This window comes from Providencia sp. PROV024, assembly GCF_032709665.1.
GTDB classification, from domain to species: Bacteria; Pseudomonadota; Gammaproteobacteria; order Enterobacterales; family Enterobacteriaceae; genus Providencia; species Providencia huashanensis.
Genome location: NZ_CP120545.1, coordinates 2,318,159 through 2,344,810, shown reverse-complemented (window position 1 = coordinate 2,344,810; position 26,652 = coordinate 2,318,159). Strand labels below are relative to the sequence as shown.

The 26,652-nt window shown below is 39.1% G+C and carries 20 protein-coding genes and 1 other annotated feature; of the genes, 8 read left to right on the top strand and 12 right to left on the bottom strand.

Translation table 11 applies throughout. The annotated features are described in order from the left end of the window. Positions 1-209 precede the first annotated feature (209 nt). From P3L56_RS10800 to P3L56_RS10770, 7 genes are all read right to left on the bottom strand, one after another. Positions 210-2,354 (bottom strand): filamentous hemagglutinin N-terminal domain-containing protein, encoded by a 2,145-nt coding sequence (locus tag P3L56_RS10800; RefSeq protein WP_210832039.1) that lies wholly within the window; start codon positions 2,352-2,354, stop codon positions 210-212. A gap of 483 nt (positions 2,355-2,837) precedes the next feature. Then, positions 2,838-3,644: a tryptophan synthase subunit alpha gene (trpA, locus tag P3L56_RS10795; protein ID WP_198860652.1), complete on the bottom strand. Its 807-nt coding sequence runs from the start codon at positions 3,642-3,644 to the stop codon at positions 2,838-2,840. Then, positions 3,644-4,834: a tryptophan synthase subunit beta gene (trpB, locus tag P3L56_RS10790; RefSeq protein WP_042843659.1), complete on the bottom strand. Its 1,191-nt coding sequence runs from the start codon at positions 4,832-4,834 to the stop codon at positions 3,644-3,646. Before trpB ends, trpA begins: the two co-directional genes overlap by 1 nt. 76 nt (positions 4,835-4,910) lie before the next feature. Further along, positions 4,911-6,287 carry a bifunctional indole-3-glycerol-phosphate synthase TrpC/phosphoribosylanthranilate isomerase TrpF gene (gene trpCF, locus P3L56_RS10785; protein WP_166685042.1) on the bottom strand — a complete coding sequence of 459 codons (1,377 nt, stop codon included), beginning with the start codon at positions 6,285-6,287 and terminating at the stop codon, positions 4,911-4,913. 1 nt (position 6,288) lies between these two features. Beyond that, the gene (trpD, locus tag P3L56_RS10780; RefSeq protein ID WP_042843661.1) at positions 6,289-7,290 is read right to left on the bottom strand and encodes an anthranilate phosphoribosyltransferase; all 1,002 of its coding nucleotides are present in this window, start codon (positions 7,288-7,290) and stop codon (positions 6,289-6,291) included. 21 nt (positions 7,291-7,311) lie between these two features. Next, entirely contained in the window at positions 7,312-7,923 is a 612-nt protein-coding gene (locus P3L56_RS10775) for a glutamine amidotransferase-related protein (protein ID WP_129465954.1), read from the bottom strand. Next, on the bottom strand, positions 7,923-9,497 hold the full coding sequence (locus P3L56_RS10770; RefSeq protein WP_048607262.1) for an anthranilate synthase component 1: 1,575 nt from the start codon (positions 9,495-9,497) through the stop codon (positions 7,923-7,925). Before P3L56_RS10770 ends, P3L56_RS10775 begins: the two co-directional genes overlap by 1 nt. 26 nt (positions 9,498-9,523) lie before the next feature. Further along, positions 9,524-9,625, bottom strand: a sequence feature (Trp leader region). Positions 9,626-9,789: 164 nt separating this feature from the next. On the opposite strand from P3L56_RS10770, the gene rnm reads away from it, so the two are divergent. The 4 genes from rnm to aphA all read left to right on the top strand — a co-directional run bounded on the left by rnm (position 9,790) and on the right by aphA (position 13,701). Then, positions 9,790-10,650 (top strand): RNase RNM, encoded by an 861-nt coding sequence (gene rnm / locus P3L56_RS10765; RefSeq protein WP_166685097.1) that lies wholly within the window; start codon positions 9,790-9,792, stop codon positions 10,648-10,650. A gap of 160 nt (positions 10,651-10,810) precedes the next feature. Beyond that, positions 10,811-11,431 carry an L-threonylcarbamoyladenylate synthase gene (locus P3L56_RS10760; RefSeq protein WP_042843664.1) on the top strand — a complete coding sequence of 207 codons (621 nt, stop codon included), beginning with the start codon at positions 10,811-10,813 and terminating at the stop codon, positions 11,429-11,431. A gap of 201 nt (positions 11,432-11,632) precedes the next feature. Continuing rightward, entirely contained in the window at positions 11,633-12,550 is a 918-nt protein-coding gene (gene rluB / locus P3L56_RS10755; protein WP_042843665.1) for a 23S rRNA pseudouridine(2605) synthase RluB, read from the top strand. Positions 12,551-12,987: 437 nt separating this feature from the next. Then, positions 12,988-13,701, top strand: a complete 714-nt coding sequence (gene aphA, locus P3L56_RS10750; RefSeq protein ID WP_042843666.1) for an acid phosphatase AphA — start codon at positions 12,988-12,990, stop codon at positions 13,699-13,701. 63 nt (positions 13,702-13,764) lie between these two features. On the opposite strand, the gene P3L56_RS10745 is transcribed toward aphA, so the two are convergent. The 3 genes from P3L56_RS10745 to P3L56_RS10735 form a co-directional block, all read right to left on the bottom strand. Further along, positions 13,765-15,915, bottom strand: coding sequence for a filamentous hemagglutinin N-terminal domain-containing protein (locus P3L56_RS10745; protein ID WP_198860651.1), 2,151 nt, complete (start codon positions 15,913-15,915; stop codon positions 13,765-13,767). A gap of 523 nt (positions 15,916-16,438) precedes the next feature. Continuing rightward, positions 16,439-17,029: a cob(I)yrinic acid a,c-diamide adenosyltransferase gene (cobO, locus tag P3L56_RS10740; RefSeq protein WP_042843668.1), complete on the bottom strand. Its 591-nt coding sequence runs from the start codon at positions 17,027-17,029 to the stop codon at positions 16,439-16,441. 6 nt (positions 17,030-17,035) lie between these two features. Next, positions 17,036-17,800 (bottom strand): YciK family oxidoreductase, encoded by a 765-nt coding sequence (locus P3L56_RS10735; protein ID WP_042843669.1) that lies wholly within the window; start codon positions 17,798-17,800, stop codon positions 17,036-17,038. Positions 17,801-17,979: 179 nt separating this feature from the next. Here P3L56_RS10735 and sohB point away from each other — a divergent pair, with 179 nt between their 5' ends. Continuing rightward, entirely contained in the window at positions 17,980-19,026 is a 1,047-nt protein-coding gene (sohB, locus tag P3L56_RS10730) for a protease SohB (RefSeq protein WP_042843670.1), read from the top strand. A gap of 95 nt (positions 19,027-19,121) precedes the next feature. Here the strand turns inward: sohB and P3L56_RS10725 are convergent, their stop codons facing one another. Further along, positions 19,122-19,379, bottom strand: coding sequence for a DUF2498 family protein (locus P3L56_RS10725; RefSeq protein WP_042843671.1), 258 nt, complete (start codon positions 19,377-19,379; stop codon positions 19,122-19,124). A gap of 289 nt (positions 19,380-19,668) precedes the next feature. On the opposite strand from P3L56_RS10725, the gene topA reads away from it, so the two are divergent. Continuing rightward, positions 19,669-22,275: a type I DNA topoisomerase gene (gene topA / locus P3L56_RS10720; RefSeq protein ID WP_042843673.1), complete on the top strand. Its 2,607-nt coding sequence runs from the start codon at positions 19,669-19,671 to the stop codon at positions 22,273-22,275. Positions 22,276-22,552: 277 nt separating this feature from the next. Then, a complete protein-coding gene (gene sodC, locus P3L56_RS10715) occupies positions 22,553-23,077 on the top strand; it encodes a superoxide dismutase family protein (RefSeq protein WP_210831446.1) in 525 nt (174 codons plus the stop codon). A gap of 213 nt (positions 23,078-23,290) precedes the next feature. Here sodC and P3L56_RS10710 read toward each other — a convergent pair whose 3' ends face one another. Next, a complete protein-coding gene (locus P3L56_RS10710) occupies positions 23,291-25,324 on the bottom strand; it encodes a M13 family metallopeptidase (RefSeq protein WP_166685039.1) in 2,034 nt (677 codons plus the stop codon). A 314-nt stretch (positions 25,325-25,638) separates the two neighbouring features. Here P3L56_RS10710 and cysB point away from each other — a divergent pair, with 314 nt between their 5' ends. Continuing rightward, entirely contained in the window at positions 25,639-26,613 is a 975-nt protein-coding gene (gene cysB / locus P3L56_RS10705; protein WP_042843677.1) for an HTH-type transcriptional regulator CysB, read from the top strand. Positions 26,614-26,652: the final 39 nt, after the last annotated feature.

The following is a 26,652-nucleotide window of genomic DNA, read 5'->3' as shown; positions in this document are numbered from 1 at the left end:
TGAGTAATAATTACTCTAAAATGGGATATATAAGTTATTTTACTTAGATTTAATTGATTAGCAATTAATTACAATATCGGGGTGATATTAGATTTTTTTAACTTTTTTAGAATGGATAAGTCTGAAGGTAAAAATATATTATTTCATAACTCTAAAATGGGGTTTTTTATTTGATATAAGGAGGCTAGATAGCCTCCTTAATAGCCTAATTAATAATAATTAGAGGTGTTTAAAATAACTGTTTGGCCTAAAATTTGCCCATAAGAACCATTAGAAATAGTTGGGCTAGAGATTGTAGTTGTACCGAGTGAACTTAAACGGCCACCGTAATTATCGACACGAGAAAATGCATCAATAGTAAGGTCTTTACCTGCCTGAACTAAACCTGAACTAGTATTATCTAATTTGTTCACATCTAATTTAACAGTATTAGAACCTTGAATTTTACCATGACGGTTATCAAGGTTGTTTCTTAAGGTAATATTAACATTACCATTTGTGAGCACATTTTGCGCACCATTAGCTGAGATAACACCATTGTAGTTGTCTATGTTATTAGCTTTGATAGTGACAGAACCATCTTTAGCGTAGATACCGCCAGTATGTCCAGCAACCCCAAATTTACTTGCATATTTATCAAATCCAACAGAACTATAATTATTTAAGCTGGTGGTATTAATAACAACATTAGAGTCTGCAGTAATTAAGCCTTCAGTATTTGATAAATTTGTCGTTTTAATATCTAAATTATTTCCTTTAATATAGCCATATTGGTTGTTTAAGCTATAAGCATTAAATTTAGACTTACCTGCACTCGCGCTTAGAGAGCCTTTATTATTAATGGCATTAGCAGTAATATTTAGTGCTCTACCACTTGAAATTGCAGCATAGCTATCATTTGTAAAATTACCAGATAGGTTAATATTAATTAAACCATTTGTTGATTTGATCAGTGAATTGTTATTTTGTAATGTATGGGCATCAAGAGTAACTTTTCTTTTAGCGATAACTTGGCTGTTGCTATTATTATAAATGCTATCACGAGCGTTAACGCTGACATCGCGGCCAGACAATGTTGAGTTACTGTTGGCGATCCTCGTTGTGTTAACGGTTAAATCATTACCAGCCCTGATCCCACGCTCATCAACATTAATTACGTTATTGCGTAGGTCATAGTTATTATCAATCGAGCCAGAAGCTTTAATCGTTAGGTCACCACGGTTTGTTTTAATTGAACCATTACCATTACTAATATTGACAGTTGATATATCCATAGCCTTCTGTGCATTGATGATACCACCTCTATTATCAATAGATGCACCAGCAAGTTTGATATCACCACTATTTGACTTGATTTGGGCATTGGCATTACTCAACGTCGAGTTATTACTATTAATGTCAATATTCCCATTAGCAGCGATAGCGGAAGAGTTGTAAATACCATTAGCCTTAATATCGATGTTACCATTTGCGTATATTCTAGCGTTTTTGTTATACACAACACCTGAAGAATCAATATTGATACCGCCGGTACCAGCAATTAGGCTGCCGTTATTAGAAACACCAGTGCCACTTTCAGTTGAAACTAAGGTGATTTTATCTGCATACATACCGCCCATAGCGGCAACATCGATGCCTACGCTAGTTGGAGAACCAACGCCTTGCACTTTAGTGACTTGTTTACCGCTTGCATCAACAAAGTTATTACCAGCAACAACATTGACTTCTTTAGCATGAAGATCGCCACGAATAACAGCAGAACGAGCAATAATATCGGTTGGTGAGTCAGATTGTAGGCGGCTATTAATAATGATTTGGCCTTTTTCTACGTTATAACCAAGTATATCACCACCAGCTACAATTGGTTTCCCAGTTGTTAAGGTCACACGGTTAGTATTGATAAATCCACAGTTATTGCATGTGATACCTGATGCGTTAGCAACAATAACTTGCGCTTTATCCCCAGCAACTTCAATCATCCCACCGAGTGTACTGGCTTTATTTGAATTGACTTCGTTTAAAATAACGCTAGCCGTGCCATTATTTAAATTAAGGTTTCCATTAATTTGTCCACCGAGAGTGGTATTCGTATTTGTTTTACTGTTATTTAAAATAACACCTTTTTGGTCAACATCAAATTGACTATAGATATTATGAGAAACACCTTTATCGCTTGCACCTTTAATATGAACAATGGTTGGCCCGTTAGATTGGTTTATTACACCAGCACCATTAGTATTGATAACCGCACCGTGAGCAACGGAAGCAGATCCTAAGATAACAGAGACACTTAAAAAGAGTGGTTTGATTTTTAGCATCGGATTTCCGATTGATTTATCAGAATGCTTTTTCATAAAATATTCCTAAATATAGACTATAGATAAAATAAAATAGCTAAAATTATTGCTATTAAAGCGTGAAAATTATGCGTTATATTGGTTTTTATTAAAATTTAATTGTACTTAAGTCTGGTTGTTTAGGGGGTGGGAGATTTAAATTCCATAATCAAAGAAAGCGAAGTCTTTTATAATAAATAAAATATAATAACAAATAAAAACAACAAATAACGTTTACTCTGCTATAGATTATTAAGTAAATACACCAAGGTAATAACACCTAGCTTTAATTTTCTATAACTAATTGATTGGTGAAAGTTATTTATGCGTACTAAAAAAAGGCTAATATTTAATCTAATCACGCCTAACTTTAGAAAAATATATTTTAATTGGAAAGGTTATAAATAATAGATATACACTATAAGTATCATTAAAGTTAATTTTCATTTTTAAATAAGAGACCGTTATTAAAAATAACGGTCTCTTAAAAGATAGTTAAAGTTATTTCTGTGTTGCCGATTTCATTTTAAATACAAATTCTGTTAATGTTTTTAGCAGAACATCAGGTTTATTTAAGTTATCTTCAATGATTTTTACTATCGCTGAGCCAGAAATAGCGCCAGCTGCACCATTTTTAATTGCTTCTCTAACTTGTTCCGGTTCTGAAATACCAAATCCTTGTAATGCGGGTGCTGCTTGATACTGATTTAATTTATCAATCAAGTGAGTTAACGGCATTTCCGCACGCTTCTCTGTACCTGTTACCCCTGCACGAGATAATAAATAAGTGTATCCACGGCTATACTGCCCAATTTGTTGTAACAATGCATCATCACCATTTGGCGGGCAAATAAAAATTGGGGCGATATTGTGTGCTAAAGCTGCTTCACGGAAAGCTTTTGACTCATTCATTGGAACATCTGCAACTAATACGGAATCAACACCTGCTTTCGCACAACGGATATAAAAGTTTTCAATCCCATTAGTAAACACCAAATTCGCATATACCAATAAGCCGATTGGTATAGTAGGGTGCTTTTCCCTTATACGGCCCAATAACTCAAAACAGATAGTCGGAGTAATTTCGCTTTTAAATGCGCGTAAATTGGCATTTTGGATCGTAGGGCCATCAGCGAGAGGATCAGAAAAAGGAATGCCTATTTCCAAAGCATCTGCACCACCTGAAATTAATGCATCGATAATTTTTAACGATAACTCAGCATCAGGGTCGCCTAATGTAACAAATGGAACAAATGCACCTTGATTGTTATGGCTTAAACGCTCAAAAAGTTGGGTATAACGTTCCATTAAATTTCTCCTTTGCTGGCCAGAATATCATGCACTGTAAAAATGTCCTTATCTCCACGGCCTGATAAATTTACGATGAGTAATTGTTCTTTATTTGGTTGTTGCTCTGCCATTTTTAATGCATAAGCGAGTGCATGCGATGATTCTAATGCAGGAATAATACCTTCTTTACGAGATAATAACTTGAAGGCATTAAGTGCTTCATCATCGGTAATGGAAACATACTCTGCTCGACCAATACTATTTAAGTGTGCGTGTTGAGGGCCAACAGAAGGAAAGTCTAACCCCGCAGAAATGGAGTAGGACTCTTCAATCTGCCCTTCGTTGGTTTGCATCATTGGGGACTTCATACCAAAATATATACCTACACGACCGTGTTTTAATGGTGCCCCGTGTTGGCCTGATTCAATTCCCAACCCTGCGGGTTCCACACCAATTAATTTGACGTTTTCTTCTGGTATAAATGAGGCAAATAAACCAATCGCATTGGAGCCACCACCAATACAGGCAATAACGGCATCAGGTAAACGACCTTCTTTTTCAAGAACTTGTTGTTTTGCTTCGTCGCCTATCATGCGTTGAAATTCACGTACAATGGTTGGGTAAGGGTGAGGCCCTGCTGCTGTCCCTAATAGATAATGGGCATTATCATAGCTACCAGACCAGTCCCTCAATGCTTCATTACATGCATCTTTGAGTGTGGCGGAACCACTGTACACAGGGATAACTTCAGCTCCCATTAATTTCATACGAAATACGTTAGGCGATTGGCGTTCAACGTCTTTAGCCCCCATATAAATACGGCATTTCATATTTAATAATGCGCAAGCTAAAGCAGTTGCCACGCCGTGCTGTCCTGCGCCTGTTTCCGCAATAATTTCAGTTTTGCCCATTCGTTTGGCGAGTAAAGCTTGGCCTAATACTTGGTTGGTTTTGTGGGCACCACCATGTAATAAGTCCTCACGCTTTAAGTATAATTTGGTCTTTGTACCAGCGGTTAAGTTTTGACAAAGTGTCAGGGCCGTAGGGCGACCTGCGTAGTTTTTAAGAAGGTCGTGAAACTCTTGCAAAAAACTAGCATCATTTTGCGCTTCAATAAAAGCATCTTCTAATTGGTTTAAAGCGGGAATAAGAATTTCTGGGACATATTGTCCACCAAACTCGCCGAAATACGGATCTAATTTGCTCATTGTTTGTTATCCATCTCGTCAATTAAATTGGGTCTAAATATTGTTTATTACTAATAAGGCTATCGTTATCTAGTGGTTAGCTATGTGTTGATTCCGCGAATAAAGTTGATAGCACTAAGTTTATTTTTTGTTCACTTTTAATTCCGGGCTCAATTTCCACCCCTGAATTAAAATCAAGTCCATTACAAAGTAATTTCGACGCTTCAAGGCAATTTTGGGCATTTAGCCCGCCTGCGATCATAAAACGTTGATTAACAGATTGTGGGATGGTGCTCCAGTCGAAAGTTTTCCCTGTACCGCCATGGCCATTATCTAGCAACAAAACATCGACACCTTGGGTGTCATAGTGAGACAAATCCACTTGTGACATATCGACTGCTTTCCAGATTTCACAATAATTGGGGAGCAGGTTTCTCAGCGTTGCTATGTACTCTTGATTTTCTTGTCCATGTAATTGAACCGCGGATAACGCAAGGCGCTGAGCAATATGAGCAACAAAATCAGCTGACTGATTGCGAAAAACCCCAACGTATTTTAAGGGGGCAGCATGAATAATGTTTTGTGCTTGTGACAGTGTCACTTTACGTGGGGAACCTTCAGCAAAAATTAACCCCCCAAAGCAAGCACCCGCATCTAATACTGCTTTTGCGTCTTGTTCACGAGTCAAACCACAAACTTTATGTTCACCAACTAATAAACGTTGTAGCGCTTTATCAAGATCAGTTTGTTCCATCAACGCACTGCCAATTAAAAAACCATTAGCAAATTGGTTAAGCGATTGAATATGTTGGTGTTGATGAATGCCTGATTCGCTGATAATAATTGTGCCTTGCGCTAATCGAGGGGCAAGCTCACGTGTCCGGTTTAAATCAATGGAAAGGTCACGTAAATCACGGTTATTGATACCCACGACTTTAGATTTTAAAGCAATCGCTCTTTCTAATTCTTCTTCATTACTGACTTCTGTTAACACGCCCATATTGAGTTGATGAGCAACTTGAGCTAAAGCGATATATTCATCATCACTTAGGACTGATAACATCAATAAGATAGCGTCTGCTTGGTAATATCTAGCAAGATAAATTTGATATGAATCAATGATAAAGTCTTTACATAATACAGGTTGCTTTACTGCCTGACTAACAATAGTCAGGTAATCCATATTACCTTGAAAATATTTTTCATCAGTAAGTACGGAAATGGCAGATGCATAAGGTGCATAGGTTTTGGCGATCACTTCTGGGTCAAAATCTTCTCTGATTAGGCCTTTAGATGGAGACGCTTTTTTGCACTCCAAGATAAAAACAGGGCGTTTTGCACTGAGCGCATTATAGAAGCTACGTTGACTAGGCTGAACCTCATCGATAAAGGCACTTAAAGGTTGTTTCGCTTTACGTTCAATGAGGTAGCTGGCTTTATCATCAACAATTTTTTGTAATACGGTTGCTTTCATGTTATTGGTTCCTTGCCGCTAGTGCAGTGACGCGGTCAAATGCTTTACCGCTACGGATAATTGCGAGTGCATGTTCACTATTTTGTTTTAGATTTTCATGGCCATTAATGCGCATTAACATCGCGACATTAGCCGCAACAGCGGCTTCATGAGCAGCTTTACCGTGCCCCTGAAGCAAGTTGCTTAGCAATACGCGGTTCTCATCTGGGGTTCCCCCTTCTAAATCAGTTAACGCATAGGGCGTTAAGCCAAAATCTTCAGCGGTTAACTGATAATAGTGTAAAGCACCATCTTTTAATTCAGCCACTTGTGTGGGCGCGTGTAGTGATACTTCATCCATCCCTCCACTGTGTACCACAGCTGCGCGTGTAAAACCAAGCATCTGTAATGTTTCAGCAACAGGTTTGACTAGTGTTTCTTGATAGACGCCAATAAGTGCGATTGGTGGGCGAGCTGGGTTAATCAACGGACCGAGTACATTAAATAAAGTGCGTGTTTTAAGTTGTGTACGTACCGGGGCCGCATGGCGAAAACCGCTGTGATATTGTGGTGCAAACAAAAAACAGACGCCAAGCTCATCTAGTGCATCGCGCGCACTTTGAGCACTTAGATCAAGAGCAATACCAAATGCGGCGAGTAGGTCAGAAGAACCGGAGCGGCTTGATACGCTACGATTACCATGCTTAGCGACTTTAATACCGCATTCTGCGGCGACAAAGGCACTGGCCGTCGAAATATTGATACTATTAGCCCCATCACCACCAGTACCAACAATATCACTGAATGTATAATTAGGGCGAGGGAATGGCTGTGCATTTTCTAAGCAAGCCAGTGCAGCACCTGCAATTTCTTGAGGCTGCTCACCACGCATTTTCATACTGATCAACACCGCAGCTAATTGGGGCTCAGTTAACTCACCTTGGATAATAGCGTTAAATAAAAACTGGCTTTCTTGTTGAGTCAGTGGTTGTGCTTTAAATAATTTGTCATAAATATTTTGCATAATTGGCTCTTTAGTATCCCGTTAGTGCGAATGAGTGGTGGTATTTTCATTGGGTGTAGAAAGAGCCCATGCCACGGTATTTTCTAACAACTGTTTGCCTGTGGTTGTTAAAATAGATTCAGGGTGGAATTGGAACCCACAGACTCGGTCACTATCATTGCGGACTGCCATAACCATGCCATTTGATTGCGCACAAATTGTCAGGCTGCTAGGGATTTGGCTACCAACTAATGAATGGTAACGGGCTACAGAAATTGGGTTTTCAAGATTAGCAAACATGGCGAGTTCATCGTGAGTTGCGATAGAGGATTTACCATGTAATATTTCACCAGCAGCAGAAACAGTCCCACCATAAGCTTCAACAATAGCTTGGTGTCCTAAACAAATACCAATAACTGGAATTTTGCCTTTTACCTGCTGTAAGACTTCAGGCATTGAGCCCGCCTCGCTTGGTTTCCCAGGCCCAGGAGACAGAACTAAAATAGGGGAATCCATATTGTTTAATACTGACAGAATATGCGATGCGCTGACGGTATTACGGTAAATAACCACTTGATGCCCGCCAGAGCGTAGCTGGTCTACCAAGTTATAAGTAAAGGAATCTACATTATCGAGCAGTAAAATATTCGCCATTAAAATAACTCCTTTACTTGGTGTGCTTGGGCAATTGCGCGGATCACCGCTCGTGCTTTATTACGGGTTTCATCTGCTTCAGCTTGTGGTGAAGAATCCAATACAACGCCTCCGCCAGCTTGTACCGTTGCAATTCCATTTTCGACATAGGCGGAGCGAATAACAATGCAAGTATCAAAATCACCATTTCCTTGGAAATAACCAACGGCACCGCCGTATGAGCCGCGTCGTTCCTGTTCATTTTGGGCAATTAACTGCATGGCTTTTACTTTTGGTGCCCCAGTAAGGGTGCCCATATTCATACAAGCTTGATAAGCATGAAAAATATCTAAGTCTTGGCGTAATGTTCCTACAACGTGAGAAACCAAATGCATAACAAAGGAATAGCGGTCAACTTTAGTTAAATTAGCTACATAACGGCTGCCAGCTTCACAAATACGCGCTAAATCGTTACGAGCAAGGTCTACTAGCATGATGTGCTCTGCTAATTCTTTTTCATCTGAGCGCATTGAGAGTTCAATACGGCTATCTAAATCGAGGTCTAAATCTCCCTGCGCATTACGCCCACGAGGACGCGTTCCAGCGATTGGGTAAATTTCCACTTTGCGGGTTTGGGTGGCATATTTCAGTGCGCTTTCTGGTGAAGCACCAAATAGGGTGAAATCTTGATCTTGCATGTAAAACATATATGGGCTTGGGTTTTGCAACTTCAGTTTTTGATATGAAATCAATGGGTGTGCACAAGGCATGGTAAATTTACGTGAGGGGACAACCTGGAAAATATCACCACGGTAAATAGCTTCTTTTAAAGACGTAACGATTGCACCATACTCTTGGTCGCTTTTATTTACTGTCACGGTAAAATTGGGCGCCGACTCAAGGGGAAGCTCAGGTAAAAAAGGGCGGCATGAAACGATAATTTGTTCATGTCTTTGTTTTACGGTTTCTATATTCTGTTGATTATCAGAAAAAATACAGCTTTTGATCCGTGCAGCCTGATTTTGATGGTCGATCACTAAATAATGTTCGGCGACAAAAAAACAATAGTCGGGGCATTGATTAACGCTCTTAACCTCAGGTAAATCTTCAAATCCTGCAACTAAATCGTATGCGAACAGACCACCAACAAATAGTGTTTCAGGTTTAGTCGAATAAGTTTGAGCAATTGTCGGTAGCGCTCTTAAAACATCCAAGCTAGAAGGGGCTTTAAGGCGATTATCTTCATCCAGATCTTGTTTCGGTTGGTTAAATGATACCGTTAATAGATTGTCACTAAGGTCGTGATGAGCTATTCGTCCATTAAGCTCAGCTAATAGCTTTGGTAATAGGGATTGGCCATTAGGTGTTAAAGCTTCTATTTCAACACGTTGAGCAAATGCGCGTATACGTAGCGCACTATTAACAATCAGCAAACTTTGTAAATTCGCTTTGTTATTAACCTCGGCAGATTCTAATAACATCGTGGATGGAACCTGCTGACACAGGTGATTAAATAATAATGTTGGGTCTGGCTGATAGTTAATTGGGCTATCCAGATACTTAAAATGTGCTAATGTGGTGTTTTGTTTGTTCATTTTGTTGCCTTACGCTAATTTTAGACATTAAAAAACCCGCCGTAGAAAGGCGGGTTCGGCACTGAGACATACAATAACTATGCGCGTGCGGCTTCCGCCCAATTTGGGAAGTCACGCCACCAACGATTTGTTAGGTTAAATAAAGTCATGATATGCCTCACTGGATAAACTGATTAATTATTGGCGCCAAGCCATCTTGCGTACTAGTTAACTGGATCATGTCTTTAGTGTCAAGCACTTTGTTAATTTATTAGGAAAATAGTTGTTAATGGAAATTGGAGAAGATACCACCATGCCGCAAGCAGCAACGTCATTATTGACTCGTTATGATTTACATAGTCATACGATTGCTTCGGATGGGGAGCTAACCCCTGAAGCGTTAATTGAACGTGCGATAACCATGGGCGTAAATATTTTGGCTATCACAGACCATGATACTTGCGATGGTGTATTGCAAGCGAGACGTTATTTGGCTGAAAATGATAGGCCAATTGAACTTATCAACGGCGTAGAAATATCCACTCTTTGGGAAAATATAGAAATACATATTGTGGGGCTAAACTTTTCTACGGAGCACCCCGCAATGATTAAATTGCTGGAAGAACAATCAGCTCGTCGATTAGAACGTGGAATAGAGATGGGGCGTCGTTTGCAAAAAGCTGGCATTGACGATGCATGGGAAAATGCACGAAATATTTCTGCCGGTGGGCAAGTGACTCGTGCGCATTTTGCACAATATATTGTTAAAATTGGTAAAGAAAAAACGATTAACAATGTATTTAAACGTTATTTATCAAAAGGCAAAACAGGGTATGTTCCTGCAAAGTGGTGCTCTATTCACGAATCTATCGAAGCCATTCACGCCGCAGGTGGGGTCGCTGTTTTAGCGCACCCATCTAAATATCAACTATCAAATAAGTGGTTGAAACGCCTTATTGCTTATTTTAAGCAATGTAATGGTGATGCTATGGAAGTTTCCCATTGCCAACAACCTCCAAATGAAAAGCAGTATTTAGCTGAGCTTGCAAAAGTTGCTGAGCTACGAACCTCAGTTGGTTCCGATTTTCATCGACCATGTTCTTGGATAGAACTGGGGCGCAATTTATGGTTACCTGATGATGAACAGGCCGTTTGGGCGCAGTGGGCTGAGTAAAAAACACCTAATACTTTGATGTATTAACAATGCGGTGTAAAATAACCAGTATGGATAATGATTTATTTCACATAAATCATTTAATTGAATAAATAGATAGTACCATTTATAGGTATTTTGCCGGGTGATGCTGTCGATACTACGAAAAGTAGAGGTATGTATGAGCCAGTTTTTTTATATCCATCCGGACAACCCTCAGACGCGGTTAATTAGCCAAAGCGTTGAAATCCTAAATAAAGGTGGTGTTGTTGTTTATCCGACAGACTCAGGTTATGCAATAGGTTGTCGTTTAGAAGAAAAAGATGCATTGCAACGCATTTGCCGTATCCGCCAACTCGATACCAATCATAATTTCACACTAATGTGCCGTGACCTTTCTGAATTATCCAATTATGCCCATGTTGATAATACGGTATTTCGTTTAATTAAAAATAATACACCCGGTAATTATACGTTTATTTTACGTGCAACCAAAGAAGTCCCGCGCCGTTTAATGAATGAAAAACGTAAAACAATTGGTTTACGAGTGCCTTCTAATCCTATTGCAAGGGATCTACTTGAAGCGGTGGGAGAGCCGTTAATGTCGACCAGTTTAATCATGCCTGGTGATGATTTTACTCAATCTGATCCTGAGGAAATTAGGGATTTATTGGATAAACAGGTCGATTTAGTGATCCACGGTGGTTACATCGGGCAAAAACCAACAACAGTCATTGATTTTACGGATGACACGCCAGTAGTTGCTCGGGTCGGTACTGGAGACCCATCGCCTTTTGAGTAATGTTTAGCTAATAAAACACTGTGTTTATATAGCTAATTATATGAAAATATATTGAAAGTGCGATATTCTGATAAGTAATAGGGCTTCAAGATAAACCTGTGTATAATACGCGGGTTTACAAATTCAATACTTTTTGGAGAGGGTAAACATATCACTCCCAAAAGTCATTTGACGCCTGTGAAGGCGACAGTAGAGGGTTACATGAGCGCTAAACCGCAAAAAACTGAAAAATTACAAAAAATCCTTGCCCGTTCTGGGCATGGTTCCCGTCGTGAAATCGAAACGTTCCTGCAGGCAGGTCGTATTAGTGTTGATGGTAAAATTGCAACATTAGGTGATCGAGTAGAAGTTACAGCAGCAACAAAAATCCGTTTAGATGGCCGTTTATTAGCGATTAAAGAGCCTGAGAAAGAGATTTGCCGTGTTATGGCGTATTATAAGCCAGAAGGTGAATTATGTACTCGCCATGATCCTGAAGGCCGTCCTACTGTTTTTAATCGTTTACCGAAGTTAACAGGGGCTAGATGGATTGCCGTTGGCCGTTTGGACGTCAATACGAGTGGATTATTATTATTTACGACAGATGGTGAATTAGCGAATCGGTTAATGCACCCAAGCCGTGAAGTTGAACGTGAGTACGCGGTACGTGTTTTTGGTGAAATTAACGATGCTAAAATTCGCCAATTAACCACTGGCGTGCAATTAGAAGATGGTCCTGCTTCTTTTAAAACGGTTTCATATCGCGGTGGTGAAGGGATGAACCAATGGTATAACGTGACGTTAACAGAAGGGCGTAACCGTGAAGTTCGACGTCTTTGGGAATCAGTCGGTGTTCAAGTTAGCCGTTTGATCCGTGTTCGTTATGGCGACATTGATTTACCAAAAGGGCTTCCTCGTGGCGGGTGGACAGAGCTTGGTTTACAACAAACCAATTATCTTCGCGAATTGGTTGAACTAGCACCTGAAACAGAAAGTAAGGTTGCTGTTGAACGAGACCAACGCCGAATTAAAGCGAACCAAATTCGTCGTGCGGTGAAACGCCATACACAAGTTACAGCACGCCCTGCAGCTAAGCGTCAATCATCAAGGCCGACAGCGAAGCGTCGTACACGTATCTAATTTCGTAATAATCATTATTTCATTATTAAAGAAAAGCGCTAAGGGATACCGATGCGCTTTTTTATTTGCAAAAATAATTTTGTTAAGTGTGTAGAAGGTTACAGTTAGCACTACTTTAAAGAAATATTAAGTTTTATCACTTATTGAACTAACTTCGTCATAAGACCATCAATTATTAAATTAATGGTCTAGCTCACATTATTATTAAACCCATCAAGAATAGATAACATTTATGAGATATGTGTCTCATTTTAATGTAACTAAAAAACTTAGTATTACCTCTCATGTGAGATGTCCCTCACATAATTTCTGCATTATTTATTGATAGTAATAGAAAAATAAGCAGTTAAACATTTTACTTACACGTTAGCTAGACAGTTTATCCAGATGAATAAAGAATGGTTTTTAAGCGGATAAACCTTGAATAAGGATAAGAAATGAAAAAAATAACACTAACTCTGAGCGCGGTTGCTTTGGCATTAAGTTTTACTGCAACTTCTCAGGCAAAAATACCAATGCCAGAAACAGTCAGCCCTGGTGTGACAGTCGTTGAATTAGCGCAACAGCAGCCTATTCATTGGGTTTCCATTGAGCAAATCAAACAAAGCTTAGAAGGCAAAGCCCCAATGGCGGTTGGTTTTGATATTGATGATACAGTGTTATTTTCGAGCCCTGGTTTTTATCGTGGTAAATTAGAGTTTTCACCAAATGATTTTAGCTATCTAAAAAACCAACAGTTTTGGGAAAAAATGAACAATGAATGGGATAAGTTTAGTATGCCAAAACAGGTGGGTATTGACTTAGTCAAAATGCACTTAGACCGTGGAGATACTGTTTATTTCATTACTGGCCGTACTAAAACAAAAACTGAAACCGTCACTCAATATGTTCAAGAAGGTTTAGCTATTCCTGAAGATAAAATGCAGAAAGTTATTTTTGCAGGTGATGAACCTGGTCAAAATAATAAAGTAAGCTGGATGCATGACCATAAGCTGACTATTTATTATGGTGATGCAGATGCAGATATTGCAGCAGCTCATGAATTAGGTATTCGTGGTATCCGTATTTTAAGAGCGGCAAATTCCTCTTATCAGCCATTGCCGAAAGCAGGGCGTTTTGGTGAGGAAGTGGTGATTAACTCAGAATATTAATTCTGAACGACAATTAATGAAAAAGGAGACGTTTATCGTCTCCTTTCTTATAACTTAAGTAAATTAGTTGGTTACAATAGAATCGATAACGACTCGATTACCTGTGATGGTACCTGTTGTGCTATTAGTAACGATAGGGCTTGTGACCTTAGTTGTATTTGAAGAACTCAAAGTACCATATTGATTGTTGACTCGATTTTTTGAATCAATTGTCAGGTTTCTACCTGCATCAATGCTTCCTGAGTAATTTTCTAATGAACCCACATCAAGTTTTTGGTTATTAGCGCCTAAGATCTTCCCATAATTATTGTTAAGTGTTGATTTAAGCTTAACATCAACATCATTACGTGAAGCCGAAATATTATTCACATTTGCAGCAATAGAACCATTAATATTGTAGAGAGTATCCCCTTGAATTTTTACAGTACCATTATTGGTTTGCAGACCACCGTTCTGATCCACCAAGCCAAACTTAGCATTAGCCTGTTTAAAGTCAGCACTATTGTTATTATTCAGATGACTGGTTTCGATGTTTAAATTGTTTTCTGTATGGATTAATCCAGCCTGGTTATCAATATTAAATACCTTAATGGTTAGATTATTTCCTTTAATATAACCTGAGCGATTATTTAATATATTCGAATTAATAACCATTTGACCATTATTTGAAACAATAGCGCCAGAGTTATTGATCTGGTTAGCATTGATATTCATTAACCGACCACTGTCTATTTTTGATGATGCATCATTGCTTAATGATACAGATGCATCAATATCCATACGACCATTAACTGTCTTTATCTCGGAGTTAGCTTGAGTCAAAGACATGGTACTGATCTCCGCACGGCGTTGGGCGATGATTTTGCTATCCGCTAAGTTTTCAATTGATGATTGTGAATTGATAACGGCATCTCTACCTGCAGTGATATTGGAGTTTTGATTTACAACACGCACTGCACTGATATTGATATCACGAGCAGAATTGAACCCTTTAGATGGGTCATTAGGGTTACCTTGATTATCTCGATTATAGATAATATTCATGGAATGGATATTCATATCACCTTTTGAGGTATTGAATGAGCCATTATCGTTAATCAAAGTATCAGACGTTGAATTTATATTTTGTAATGCGGTGATTGCTCCTCCATTATTGCTTAATCGCCCCAATGTCGTTAAATTAATATCATTGTTGTAAGATGTGATTTCGCCCTGATCATTATTGATGGTACCCGTACCTGCAACGGTGATATTGACGTTTTTATTACCAACCAGATGGCCGTTATTCGTTACAGCTGTTGCTTTAATGTTTAAATCTTTAGCGGCATTGACCCTTGCGTTAGTATTATTGACGCTACCTGCGCTATCAATCGTGATAGCACCATTATGGGTACCAATATCCCCCGCATTAGCAACACCCACTCCGCTTTCAGTGGCAATCAATGAGATTTTATTTGCATACATGCCACCCATAGCGGAAATATCGATGCCGACGCTAGGTTTAGTACCAATAGCCGTCGTTGAACCAATAACTTCACCAGAGGCATTGACTTGATTATTACCTGCAACAACGTTGAGACGCTGGGCATCAACAATACCATTAATCGCTACGGAACGAGCAATGATATCCGTTGGAGAATTAGCGTTAAAACTGCCGTTAATTGCGATTTTACCTTGTTGTACATTATAGTTAGCAATAGAACCATCACTGGCTAAGTTGACTTTGCCTGTCGTCAGAGTCGCGTGATTGGTATTGATAAAACCACAGTTATTACAGGTGATACCTGAAGCGTTTGCAACGATAACTTGTGCTTTCCCTCCGGCTACTTCAATCATTCCGTTTAGGGTGGTTGCTGTATTAGAATTTACTTCATTTAAAATCACTTTAGCTCTATTACCACCAGCAACATTACCATTACTACCGATTTTGCCACCAAGAATGGTATTAGAGTTTCCTCCATTGTTATTTAAAATAACGCCTTTTTGGTCAACATCAAATTTACTATACACATTATGAGAGACCCCGCCTTGGCTTGGTTTATTAATATAAACAACGGTAGGGCCATTACCTTGATTTAATATACCTGCACCATTCGTTGAGACAATCTCAGCTTGGGCTACTGTTGTTGAACCGACAACCATGGAAACGCATAAAAAGAGTGGCTTAAATTTCAATGTGGGAATATTGAAATTATGGTTTAAAATATTCTGCATATATATCCCTTAAAATAGGTAAGTTTTAATTAAACTAACAATCCTTTCTGGCTGTTTAATTATGCAGGTATATTGATTTTAATAAAATTAATAATATTAACGTGAATATATTGTTTATTGTTTTTCAATAAATAACTAAAACCGCATAAATATAGATGATGATCTATTAACTTCAACCAAAACTCTTAATTTTCAATTTGTTATAATTACTCTATTTCTGTAATGCATGGTATTTTTACTCAGGCAATTATACTTAATCAATTGGAATTGATAGGTTAAATTAAGTCGGCTGCATTAATAATTTTTATATTCTTAACTTATGCTATAAAACATTATTATTTAATGATAAGTCTGAAATGTAATTATTTTAGGGAAAACAACAATGCAAGTTAACAATAAATGAAAAACTTTATAAGTTTATTATTATTTTGCACTCTTATTATGGGGGTCAATAAGGGGTGGCTAGATTGCAGGGGGCATAGCCCAAAAAATGATTGGACTATGACCATTTAAATATTACAAATTACCAGTCAATTCCTTTTTGTGCTTTAATCCCTGCATCAAACGCATGTTTGATAGGCCGCATTTCAGTTACTGTATCAGCCAATTCTAACAAAAAGCGATGACAAGCCCTGCCAGTGATAATAACTGACTGGTTTTCTGGGCGGCTTTGTAGTGCTTGGGTGACTTCATTTAGATCAAGGTAGTGGTAGCTCACCATATAAGTTAGCTCGTCTAGAACCACCAAATCGTATTGTGGGTCACTGAGTAATTGTTTGGCATGTTGCCATGTCTCAAGGCAGGCAAGGGTGTCTGTTTCTTTATTTTGGGTTTCCCATGTAAACCCAGTGGACATCACGTAAAAAGGTACGCCTTGTGGTTCTAATAGCTCGCGTTCGCCATTATCCCAACTACCTTTGATAAATTGTATGACACCCGCTTTTTTACCATGCCCAATTGCGCGGCAAACAGTACCAAAAGCAGCGGTCGTTTTACCTTTACCGTTCCCTGTGAAAATAATTAATATTCCACGTTCAATTTGCGCCGCTTCAATGCGCGCATCCACCTTGTCTTTCAAACGTTGTTGACGTTCTTCGTGTCGGCTTTGAGACATAAATTATTACTCCGCTGCACCAGCCTTACGACCTGGTTGTGCATCATAACTTTCCCCTGTTTTACGGAGGCTATCATCACCCATTAAATAAATATAAATAGGCATAATATCAGCAGGGGTTTTCAGTTTAAGAGGGTTTTCTTCTGGGAAAGCACTTGCACGCATGCTAGTTCTTGTTCCTCCAGGATTAATACAGTTTACACGAAGATTACTTTGTTTATATTCTTCTGCTAAAACTTGCATTAAACCTTCAGTCGCAAATTTTGATACGGCATAAGCACCCCAGCCAGCACGCCCTTGTTTACCAACACTTGAGCTAGTAAAGACTAATGAGGCATTAGGTGCGCGAAGTAGCAGAGGAAGTAATGCTTGGGTTAACATAAAGGTAGCATTGACATTAATTTGCATGACATCATGCCAAAGGTCAGTCGGCTGCTCAGTGATTGGAGCAACCACACCGAGCATCCCTGCGTTATGTAAAACACCATCTAAATAGGGTTTTGTATCAGAAATTTTTGCAGCCAATGCATGGCAGTCATCGATAGTAGCAGTGAGTAAATCTAATACATAGCAAGGGGATTTCTTCCCAGATAAAGCGGCGATTTCGTCGCTAACGGTTTCTAATTTGTGCTGTGTTCTACCAACTAGGATTAAGGATGCACCAAAACGTGCGTAAGTGAGAGCGGCTTCGCGACCAATACCATCACCGGCACCAGTTACGAGTATGGTTTTTCCTTTCAGTAGGTCTTGTCGAGGTTGATATAGGAGCATATTCTTTCCTATCATTATGTTTAACATGTATTCTTATCATCGCATTGATTACGATTATTGGCTAATCTAACACAGATATCTACTAATTATATTGTGTTAATGACTGTTTTTTTCTGGTTGTTTACTGACAATCGTGAGATTATTTTTGTATTGAAGATAAATATCAGAAGGATCAAGTTGTGGAGTATTTCTCTTTGTATGGGTTATTTTTAGCAAAAGTCATAACAATCCTTGTGGCTGTTGTTTTGCTAGCTGTTTTTGTGTTTGGTGTTGGTATGCGCCGTCAAGGTACAAAAGGGGCATTAAAAATCACTGATTTAGGTGAAAGCTATCGTGAACGCCAGCGCCAAATGCAGCAAGTAAAAATGAATGAATCAGAACATAAGGTCTGGCTGAAAGCATTTAAAAAACAGCAGAAAGTTAAATCAAAAAGTGAGAAAACTGGGGCAAAACTGGGGCAAACAGGCGTTAAAAAACCGTGTTTATATGTCTTAGACTTTAAAGGTAGTATGGATGCGAGAGAAGTTTCTTCTTTACGAGAAGAAATCAGTGCAATCCTTGCCGTTGCTGACCAGCAAGATGAAGTTTTGTTAAGGTTAGAAAGCCCTGGTGGGATGGTGCATGGTTATGGTTTAGCTGCCTCGCAATTATTAAGGCTAAAAGAAAAAAATATTTCACTGACCATTGCTGTTGATAAGGTTGCTGCAAGTGGTGGCTATATGATGGCCTGTATTGCTGACAAAATTATTGCTGCACCATTTTCTATCATTGGGTCAATTGGTGTTGTTGCACAAATACCTAATATTCACCGTTTACTCAAAAAACACGATGTAGATGTTGAGTTGCACACTGCAGGTGAATATAAACGAACGCTAACCATGCTTGGTGAAAATACGGAGCAGGGGCGTAAGAAATTTGTGGAAGACTTAAATTCAACTCATGAATTATTTAAGCAGTTTGTACATCAAAATCGACCTACCTTAGACATAGCATCTGTGGCTACTGGTGAGTATTGGTATGGTTCACAAGCCATAGATAAGGGCTTGGTTGATAAAATTGGTGTGAGTGATGATGTCATTATTAACGCTATAGACACCAAAGAAGTGGTGAGTATTCGTTATGTATTAAACAAAAAAATGATGGATAAATTTATGGGGAGTGCGGCAAATAGTGTTGATAAATTGTTACTCCGCTGGTGGCAACGAGGCCAAAAGCCATTATTATAATTTTAACTGTAACCTCGTAAATAAATCATTTTAGTCCTAAAATTAATTACCGGCCTTAATCGCCGGTAATTTTTATTAAATAGCTTAATAGTTAACTAATTGTTATTACTTAGTTGGTATTGTTCAGATAGAACATGAGCTAGGTGTTTGTACATATTAAAAGCAGCCGTACTTTTTAATGTGGGAATATTATTTTCATCTAGAAAAAATTCCCCTTTAAACACAAAAGTACCCCGATGTTGCTCAACAGCGTTGACAAACATGCCATGAATATAGTCATCATGTTTCTTTATGATATCATTAGCTTTTTCAAGTAACTCTTCTTTTGTAATGATTGGTAGATTATCTTGCATAACATGGCTTCCTTGAAAAAATAATTGGTTGCTTCTAGCATTTTATCAGGTAGAGTGTGTGTTTTTCAATGACAGCTAAACACATTTATTTGGTTAAAATCAGTGAACTAGAAGACTTTGTGTTCTTTTAGAATAACGTGACTGAGTTTATAAGTTTTGTTTCAGCACAAATAATTGTTTAAAAAATTATTGATATATTGTGATTGTGTCGCAATATAAAAAAGAGATTCTCATTTTGCGCATTTTAATGTAGAAATGCGCCATTGTTGATATTTAGGTAAAGGTAAATATGGGTAAAGCTCTTGTTATAGTGGAGTCCCCGGCAAAGGCCAAAACGATCAATAAGTATCTTGGCAGTGGCTACGTTGTGAAAAGCAGCGTTGGCCACATTCGTGATCTGCCGAAAAGCGGCTCTGGTTCACAAACCGGCTCACAAAAGAGTACAGGCTCATCTACCGACAAAACAAAGAAAGTTAAAAAAGATCCTCGTGATGCGTTAGTCAAGCGTATGGGGATTGATCCTTACCATGGTTGGGAAGCGAATTATCAAATTCTGCCAGGCAAGGAAAAAGTTGTTTCTGAACTGAAATCACTGGCAGAAGATGCTGATCATATCTACCTAGCAACGGACTTGGACCGTGAAGGGGAAGCTATCGCATGGCATCTGCGTGAGGTGATAGGTGGTGATGAATCTCGTTTTAGTCGAGTTGTGTTTAATGAAATTACAAAGAATGCCATCACACAAGCTTTTGATAGCCCTGGTGAATTAAATATTGATAGGGTTAATGCGCAGCAGGCTCGTCGTTTCATGGACCGTGTTGTGGGTTATATGGTCTCACCACTTTTGTGGAAAAAAGTGGCTCGTGGCTTATCTGCCGGTCGTGTTCAATCAGTCGCAGTGAAACTGATTGTTGAGCGTGAAAGGGAAATTAAAGCGTTTGTTCCTGAAGAATATTGGGAATTACACGCTGATTTAGCGGATAAAGACATTGCAAATTTACGCATGGAAGTTACGTCGCAATCTGGTAAATCGTTCAAGCCTGTTAATAAAGCGCAAACTACAGCGGCGGTAAAATTGCTTGAAAAAGCACGCTTTGAGGTTATTGACCGCGAAGACCGTCCAACCTCGAGTAAACCGAGTGCGCCTTATATTACTTCAACCTTGCAGCAAGCAGCGAGTACGCGCTTAGGCTTTGGGGTGAAGAAAACCATGATGATGGCACAGCGCCTGTATGAAGCTGGTTACATCACCTATATGCGTACCGACTCAACTAACTTGAGTCAAGATGCATTAGATATGGTTCGTGGCTATATTAATGACAACTTTGGCGCGAAATACCTGCCTAAAGATGCCAACGTATATAGCAGCAAAGATAATTCTCAAGAAGCGCACGAAGCTATCCGTCCTTCTAGTGTTGATGTGTTACCTGATTCACTAAAAGATATGGAAAATGACGCCAAAAGATTGTACCAATTAATTTGGAACCAATTTGTTGCATGTCAAATGACGCCTGCGAAATATGACTCTACGACCTTAACAGTGAAAGCGGGAGAGTTTGAACTGAAAGCCAAAGGGCGTACGTTACGTTTTGATGGTTGGACGAAAGTGATGCCTGCGCTGCGCAAAAACGATGAAGATAAAACGTTGCCACCTATCCAAGTAGGCACGGAACTATCATTAATCGAATTATTGCCTAGCCAGCACTTCACCAAGCCACCAGCGCGTTTTAGTGAGGCATCATTAGTTAAAGAATTAGAAAAACGGGGAATTGGTCGTCCTTCTACCTATGCAGCCATAATCTCGACCATTCAAGATAGGGGTTATGTTAAAGTAGAAAATCGCCGTTTTTACGCGGAAAAAATGGGTGAAATTGTTACTGATCGTTTAGAAGAAAACTTCAACGATTTGATGAACTACGATTTTACCGCACGTATGGAAAATCAGCTCGACCATGTTGCTAATCATGAGGCGGAATGGAAAGCGGTTCTCGATGAGTTTTTCTCTGACTTTAGTACGCAACTCGATGTTGCTGAAAAAGATCCAGAAGAAGGGGGAATGCGCACTAATCCGATGGTTATTACATCAATAACCTGTCCTGATTGTGAGCGGCATATGGGCATCCGCACAGCGTCAACAGGGGTATTCCTTGGTTGTAGCGGTTATGCACTACCACCGAAAGAGCGTTGTAAGAAAACGATCAATTTAATCCCTGAAGATGAAGTTCTTAACGTGCTTGAAGGGGATGATGCGGAAACTAACGCGCTAAGAGCTAAGCGTCGTTGCCCGAAATGTGGCACTGCGATGGATAGCTATTTGATTGATAACCAGCGTAAATTACATGTGTGCGGTAATAACCCTGCGTGTGAAGGTTATGAAATCGAAGAAGGTGAGTTCCGTATTAAAGGCTATGATGGCCCAGTTATTGAGTGTGACAAATGTGGTTCTGAAATGCATCTGAAAATGGGGCGTTTTGGTAAATACATGGGCTGCACCAATGAAGAGTGTAAAAACACACGTAAAATTTTAAGAAGTGGTGAAGTTGCACCGCCGAAAGAAGATCCAGTGCCACTACCGGAATTGCCGTGTGAAAAATCAGATGCTTACTTTGTATTGCGTGATGGCGCAGCTGGGGTATTCCTTGCCGCGAATACTTTCCCTAAATCTAGGGAAACTCGTGCGCCTCTAGTGGCTGAGCTACAACGCTTTAAAGACCGTCTGCCTGAAAAATTAGCCTATTTAGCAGAAGCGCCTGCTGAAGATGGTGAAGGTAATCCAACTGTTGTGCGTTTTAGTCGTAAGACTAAACAGCAGTATGTTTCTTCCGAAAAGAACGGAAAAGCAACGGGTTGGAGTGCTTTTTATGTTGATGGTAAATGGGTCGTCAAAGAAAAGTAACAGGTTACTTTTACGTTAAAAAATCAAAGCCAGTCAGAAATGACTGGCTTTGTTATTTAGAGGTGAATACCGATCTTTGGCCTTATTGAATGGCACTATTGTGATATAACCACCAATTATTAACTAAACTCAAATACAGCACCAAAGCGATAACAGATTTGTGCTAACTTAGATATTGTCATTAATAATGATGATTAAAACAGTACAATTCTTATCTTATGAATGTATTAAGGTAAGTCGATGGAATGATAGATAAACGTTATCCACCGGAGGCAAAATGAAGTTAAAAATGTGTTTACTGGCTGTATTATTTACTGCGGGCACTGCGTATGCGGCTCAATCTACCGTAGTATTAAAAGAGGCAACGCCGACTGGCGATGGTAAAGCAATAGGTGAGGTTGTTATCACAGAAACAGAATACGGATTACTGTTTACTCCTAAATTAGCTGGCTTGCAAGCGGGAGTTCATGGCTTCCACGTCCATGAAAACCCAAGTTGTGAACCCGCAGACAAAGATGGCAAATCTGTCCCAGCATTGAAAGCTGGTGGTCATCTAGACCCTGCAAAAACCGGGGTTCATAAAGGCCCATACGATAATAGCGGCCACTTAGGTGACTTACCCGGTTTAGTTGCTGATAGCCAAGGCAATTCAAACTATGCGGTATTAGCACCACGCTTAAAATCACTGAAAGATGTCCAAGAAAGAGCTCTCATGGTGCATGTTGGTGGTGATAACTATTCTGACAACCCTGAAGCTTTAGGTGGCGGCGGGGCGAGGATGGCTTGCGGCGTTATTAAATAATATTCGTTATATTTCGAGCTGTGGCGTTGTTGGCTACGGTTGTTAACCCTAGTCACATACTTTTTGTTATGCTCTTAGGGCTTACAGCATTTGCTCGCTAGTCACAACTCGAATTATTTAGCGTATTTTAGTGAAAAGATAGAACCTTGTTTTCGGTTTCGATGAAGGTTAGAAAAATAAGGCTCGGGTAGTATCCCGAACCTTATTTTTGTATTACCAAATACGAATACGTTGTTCTGGCGCTAAATACAGCGCACTATCTTTATCAACACCGAAAGTTTGGTACCAATCATCAATATTTCGTACCACGCCATTTGCACGGAACTGGTTAGGGCTATGTGGGTCGGTCATAATTTTGTTACGTTCAGACTCTTTATTTGACAGTTCTTGCCATGTACGCGCCCAAGCAATAAAGAAACGTTGTAACCCTGTTGTTCCATCAATAATAGGGGCTTCTCCATTCGGGTAATTTTCTTTAACGAATTGTTTATAAGCACTTAAGGCAATATTGAGCCCGCCAAGGTCGCCAATATTTTCGCCTAATGTGAGTTGCCCATTAACATTTAAATCGTCAACAGCAAAACCATTATATTGTTCAACAAGCTTCTCAGTTTTTTGTTTAAAATGCTCTTTTGCGCTATCGCTCCACCAATTGCGTAACTGGCCAGTACCATCATATAAGCTGCCTTGGTCATCAAAGCCATGGCCCATCTCATGACCAATAACTGCCCCGATGGCACCATAGTTATAAGCAGGGTCAACATTTGGGTCAAAGAATGGCGCTTGTAAAATTGCAGCAGGGAACACTATCTCATTTTGTACAGGGTTAAAATAGGCATTAACCGTTTGCGGTGTCATGCCCCATTCCCATTTACGCACTGGTTGGCCAATTTTGCTGATCATGTCATCGTATGACCATGCTAGAACCTGTTTGTAATTATCTAAGAGGGTATTTGGGTTTAAGTTGATTGTACTAAAGTCATTCCATTGGTCAGGGTAGCCGACTTTTACTGTGAATTGTTCTAGTTTTTTTAATGCTTCTTGGCGAGTGGTGTCATCCATCCAGTCATTATCCTTCAGGCGCTCATTAAATGTTCCCCTGACATAACTGACGAGATCTTTAATTTTTTCTTTGGATTGTGGATCAAAGTATTTTTCGACATAAATTTGACCCAATGGCTCACCTTGTAGGGAATTAACTGTTTGTAGTGCGCGTTCTTGGCGAGTTCTTTGTTTCTCTACGCCATTGAGTTTTTTTGAGTAAAAATCAAACTGGGCATCAGCAACGGTTTTATTTAAATAGCGAGCATGCTCACTAATATATTGAAAAGTTAAATAGTCTTTTAATGTTGAAATAGGCGTATCTGCGAAAATTTTTGCTGTTTGTTCAACAGCGCTGTTTGTTTCCACAATGACTTTTTCAAGTTGTTTATCCGTTAATTTTCTACTGCTAATAAATGCATCCCAATCAAAACCTTGGGTATATTTTTTCATTTCATCAAGGGACATCGCATGGTAATTTTTTAGAGTATCACGGCGTGCCTCAGGGCTCCAATGAACGGTGGCAAGAGACTTTTCTAAGTCAAAAATCTTCTGTGCTTTTTGCTCAACACCTGTTTCACCTGCTAACTTCAACATTGTCCCGATATAAGCAATATAACTTTGGCGAATATCTTTCATTTGAGGAGTATCTTCAAGGTAATAATTTCGATTAGGCAACCCTAACCCGCCTTGACCAAGATATAACACGTAAGTATCAGGAGCCTTTGCATCTAAATCGACCCAATAGGAAATCAGTGATTTATAGTCAGGCTGAGTCATTAACGCACTTATTTCATTATGATCTTTAGCTTTTTTGATGGCGTCTAAGTCATGTTGTATTGGGCTGAGACCTGATTTTTCGATGGCTTCCTCATTAAGGTAGCTGAGATATAAATTACGAATATTACGTTGATTATGACTCAATGAGTTTTCTGGTATTTTTTGTAACTCATCAATAATAGATTGGGTCTGTTTTTCGGTGTTCAAATACAAGTCAACAAAAGAGTTTATACGTGGCATACCTGTTGGAATTTTGGCTTTGCTTATCCAATCCTCATTTACATAGCGGTAAAAGTCATTCCCTGGGTTGATTGAATCAGATAGGACAATCTTTTGTTGCCCATAAGAGACTTCTTTTGCCAGCAAATGGGGGGCAAAAGAAATAGTAGACATACCAATAATTAAAGCCAAAATATTTATACGCATGTAGCAACCTCTCTTCGTTGAGAATATTGATTTTCACTATTACTCATTAATATTGGTAATGCAGTGGAAATCTTTCCAGTTTGATTTTATCTATTGAATCACATTATGAAATTAAATTAACCCGTCTTTGCAATTTCTTACGACCCTAATGATAGAAGTAAGGTATAGATGAAATTTTATCATCATACTGTTTATTCTTGTTTGAATAATGTTATATTAGTTATATCAAATTGGTTATATATATCTTTTGGTTATAACTAATATTATTTAGCTATAGTGAAAGCCACATAATTAAGCAAGAGGTAGACTGAAATATGAAATTGCAGCAATTACGTTATATTGTTGAGGTCGTTAACCATGACTTAAATGTCTCCTCGACTGCGGAGGGGCTTTTTACTTCACAGCCAGGGATCAGTAAGCAAGTAAGGATGCTTGAAGATGAGTTAGGGATTCAAATTTTTGCCCGCAGTGGTAAACACTTAACTCACGTAACCCCAGCAGGGGAAGAAGTTATACGTATTTCTCGTGAGGTATTGTCTAAGATAGAGGCAATCCGGTCGGTGGCAGGGGAACATACCTATCCTGATAGAGGGAGTTTGAGTATTGCAACCACACATACTCAAGCACGTTATGCATTACCGCCGGTAATCAAAGGTTTTATAGAGCGTTATCCCCATGTTTCTTTGCATATGCAACAAGGCTCACCGACACAAATTGCAGAGGAAGTTTGTAAGGGGAATAGTGATTTTGCTATCGCGACGGAAGCATTGCATTTGTATAGTGACTTAATAATGTTGCCGTGTTACCACTGGAACCGTTGTGTTGTGGTACAAAAAGACCATCCATTAGCCGCGAAAAAAAATGTCACTATTGAGGATATAGCCCAATACCAAATTGTGACTTACACCCATGGCTTTACAGGGCGTTCAGAGCTCGATGTTGCATTTCAAAAAGTCGGCATAGAACCAAAAATTATTTTTACTGCTACGGATGCAGACGTTATTAAAACTTATGTAAGGTTAGGTCTAGGGATCGGAATTATTGCCAGTATGGCTGTTGACCCAATTAGTGACAGTGATTTAGTTGTTATTGATATGCGCGATAAATTTAGCTATAGCACAACAAAAATTGGTTTTAAACGAACCACATTTCTTCGTAGCTATATGTATGATTTTATTTGGCGTTTTGCACCTCACTTAACGCGTGATGTCGTCGATAAAGCAGTCGCATTAAGGCATAATGAGGATATCGAAGAATTCTTTAAAGATATGAAGTTGCCGATTATTTAATTCTTTGTTGTAGCTAGGGCGATGGTTACTAATAGCGCT

Coding starts and splice junctions, on each gene's coding strand:
- trpCF (WP_166685042.1), bottom strand. CDS start 6,287: ATGAAAGCAACCGTATTACAAAAAATTGTTGATGATAAAGCCAGCTAC.
- trpD (WP_042843661.1), bottom strand. CDS start 7,290: ATGCAAAATATTTATGACAAATTATTTAAAGCACAACCACTGACTCAA.
- P3L56_RS10710 (WP_166685039.1), bottom strand. CDS start 25,324: ATGCGTATAAATATTTTGGCTTTAATTATTGGTATGTCTACTATTTCT.
- aphA (WP_042843666.1), top strand. CDS start 12,988: ATGAAAAAAATAACACTAACTCTGAGCGCGGTTGCTTTGGCATTAAGT.
- P3L56_RS10800 (WP_210832039.1), bottom strand. CDS start 2,354: ATGAAAAAGCATTCTGATAAATCAATCGGAAATCCGATGCTAAAAATC.
- P3L56_RS10775 (WP_129465954.1), bottom strand. CDS start 7,923: ATGGCGAATATTTTACTGCTCGATAATGTAGATTCCTTTACTTATAAC.
- P3L56_RS10770 (WP_048607262.1), bottom strand. CDS start 9,497: ATGAACAAACAAAACACCACATTAGCACATTTTAAGTATCTGGATAGC.
- P3L56_RS10760 (WP_042843664.1), top strand. CDS start 10,811: ATGAGCCAGTTTTTTTATATCCATCCGGACAACCCTCAGACGCGGTTA.
- P3L56_RS10725 (WP_042843671.1), bottom strand. CDS start 19,379: ATGCAAGATAATCTACCAATCATTACAAAAGAAGAGTTACTTGAAAAA.
- sodC (WP_210831446.1), top strand. CDS start 22,553: ATGAAGTTAAAAATGTGTTTACTGGCTGTATTATTTACTGCGGGCACT.
- trpB (WP_042843659.1), bottom strand. CDS start 4,834: ATGAGCAAATTAGATCCGTATTTCGGCGAGTTTGGTGGACAATATGTC.
- trpA (WP_198860652.1), bottom strand. CDS start 3,644: ATGGAACGTTATACCCAACTTTTTGAGCGTTTAAGCCATAACAATCAA.
- rnm (WP_166685097.1), top strand. CDS start 9,790: ATGCCGCAAGCAGCAACGTCATTATTGACTCGTTATGATTTACATAGT.
- P3L56_RS10735 (WP_042843669.1), bottom strand. CDS start 17,800: ATGCTCCTATATCAACCTCGACAAGACCTACTGAAAGGAAAAACCATA.
- cobO (WP_042843668.1), bottom strand. CDS start 17,029: ATGTCTCAAAGCCGACACGAAGAACGTCAACAACGTTTGAAAGACAAG.
- rluB (WP_042843665.1), top strand. CDS start 11,633: ATGAGCGCTAAACCGCAAAAAACTGAAAAATTACAAAAAATCCTTGCC.
- cysB (WP_042843677.1), top strand. CDS start 25,639: ATGAAATTGCAGCAATTACGTTATATTGTTGAGGTCGTTAACCATGAC.
- P3L56_RS10745 (WP_198860651.1), bottom strand. CDS start 15,915: ATGCAGAATATTTTAAACCATAATTTCAATATTCCCACATTGAAATTT.
- topA (WP_042843673.1), top strand. CDS start 19,669: ATGGGTAAAGCTCTTGTTATAGTGGAGTCCCCGGCAAAGGCCAAAACG.